Origin of the sequence: Streptomyces poriferorum (assembly GCF_019399235.1) — a bacterium.
GTDB lineage: Bacteria > Actinomycetota > Actinomycetes > Streptomycetales > Streptomycetaceae > Streptomyces > Streptomyces poriferorum.
The window spans coordinates 1-2,208 of sequence record NZ_JAELVH010000501.1; the positions used below are offsets into that span (position 1 = coordinate 1).

A 2,208-nucleotide genomic window follows, 5' to 3' on the forward strand; every position below is an offset into this window, starting at 1 on the left:
TGCCAGTCCGCCACCGCGGCAGCGCGCCGGTGTTCCAGGGTTCGGAGGCGGCGGGACTTGCGGAACCACTCACTCCTGGACCGGTAACCACCCGGGGCACGTTTCGAACCCTTCGCCCCGATCGGGAGCGACAGGCGGTGCTTGAGCGTCCTGATCCCGGCCTCAAGGCTGCGGATGTGTGCGGCCTGGCAGCGCCGGGCGAGCGCCCACTGATCATGGCTGGCCTTCGTGATCGCCCCGGCAATCCGCGACGACGACACTCTCGTCAGCTCCCGCTTCCGCCCGGCCCAGGATTCGGCGCTGTGGTTGGGGCCGTCCGCGCACCGGGCCTTCAGATCGCGGGAAGCGAGAGTGCCTTGATGCGCGCCGACCGCCCGCAGCACGTGCTCGTCCTGTGCGGTGAGGTGCTTGAGACGGTCCCGGACCGCCACCCCAGAAGGGCCCGGGGCCACGAACGGCGCCGCCGACTTCCGCACCGCACCCACCCCGCCCCGAGATCGCCGAGCAACCCGCCATTAGGCACAACGAGCCACCATCGCCAAGGTCACCCATTCGGTCTTGAAACTTCCGTTCCCACCCTCACTGACCGCACTACTTGGCCCACTCGCAGGCGCTACCACTCACTCGTACACACGTCGAAGGCAGCAGCTCGCACCCTCCCCGGCGCCGAGAACCGACCTCCGGTGGGCCGCGGGAGTGATGACGTCCCCGCAATCACCCATTTCGGTGAGTGTTGTAACAAATCCCTCAAAGGTGTTTTCTCGGGCGATACGGTCACCCTCATGTCTGTCGACACCGTGTCCCTGACCGGCTGGGGCCGCACCGCCCCGACGGCCGCCCTGCGCTTCCACCCCCGTAGTCACGAGGAGGCGGTCGCCGCGGTGCGCGGCTGCGGGCCGCGCGGCTCGATCGCCCGCGGCCTGGGCCGGGCGCACGGCGACGCGGCGCAGAACGCCGGGGGTTCCGTCCTCGACATGACGGGGCTGGACCGGATCCGCACCATCGACGCCGGGGCCGGGCTCGTGGTGTGCGACGCGGGGGTGAGCCTGCACCGGCTGCTGGAGGTGCTGCTGCCGCTCGGCTGGTTCCTGCCGGTGCTGCCCGCAAACCGGTACAGCACGGTGGGCGGGGCGATCGGGTCCGACGTCCACGGTCACAACCACCGCACCGCAGGCTCCTTCTCGCGCCATGTCGTCGCGTTCGACCTACTCACCGCGGAGGGCCGGATCCGTACGGTCCTCCCCGGCACGCCGCTCTTCGACGCGACCGCGGGCGGCCTGGGCCTGACCGGGGTGATCCTCTCGGCCACGCTTCGGTTCCATCCCGTCGGGACGTCCCTAATGTCGGTCGACACCGAACGGGCCCTGGATCTCGACGACCTGATGACGAGGCTCGCCGCCGGCAGCCGCCGCCACCACTATGCGTCCGCCTGGGTCGACCTGACCGCCCGGGGCCGGTCGACGGGACGCGGCGTCCTGACCCGGGGGGAGCACGCACCCCTCCACGTGCTCCCGGCGCACGCCCGGCGCACACCGCTCGCCTTCCGCTCCGCCGTGCCGCCCGCCACCCACCTCCCCGTACCGGACCTCGTGTCCGGAGGCCTGCTGGGCCGGATGTCCGCCACCGCGTTCAACGAGGTGCGGTACCGCCGTGCGCCCCGGTCCCGCACGGGTGAACTCCAGCAGATCTCCGCCTTCTTCCACCCGCTGGACACCACCGCGCACGGCTACCGGATCCACGGCCGGGGCGGCCTCGTGCGCTACGAGTTCACCGTCGGGGACAGGCGGGCCGAGACGCTGCGCCGGATCGTCGGACGGATCTCACAGCGGCGCTGCCCGTCGTTCACCGCCGCGCTCGGGCGGTTCGGCCCGGGCGACCCCGGCTGGCTGTCGTTCCCGGAACAGGGCTGGAGCCTCGCCCTCGACCTGCCCGCGGCCCTGCCGGGACTGGCCCGCTTCCTCGACCGCCTGGACGAGGAGGTGGCGACGGCGGGTGGCCGGGTCTGTCTGACGGCGGACTCCCGGCTGCGCCCCGACACGCTGGCCGCGATGTACCCCCGGCTGGACGAATTCCGGCAGCTACGGGCCGAGCTGGACCCGAACGGGGCGCTCCGGTCGGATCTCTCGCGCCGGCTCTCCCTCTGACCGGCTCTCCCTCTGACCGCCTCCCTCCGACCGGCTCTCCCTCTGACCGCCTCCCTCCGACCGG

At 72.1% G+C, this 2,208-nt stretch carries 1 protein-coding gene and 1 pseudogene; one reads left to right on the forward strand and one right to left on the reverse strand.

The genetic code is table 11. From position 1 onward, the window contains the following. Positions 1–485, reverse strand: a pseudogene (locus tag JGS39_RS38970) (IS200/IS605 family accessory protein TnpB-related protein); the annotation flags it as partial. A gap of 297 nt (positions 486–782) precedes the next feature. Between JGS39_RS38970 and dprE1 the strand changes: the two are divergent. Continuing rightward, positions 783–2,144 (forward strand): FAD-binding oxidoreductase, encoded by a 1,362-nt coding sequence (dprE1, locus tag JGS39_RS38975; protein ID WP_219574498.1) that lies wholly within the window; start codon positions 783–785, stop codon positions 2,142–2,144. Positions 2,145–2,208: the final 64 nt, after the last annotated feature.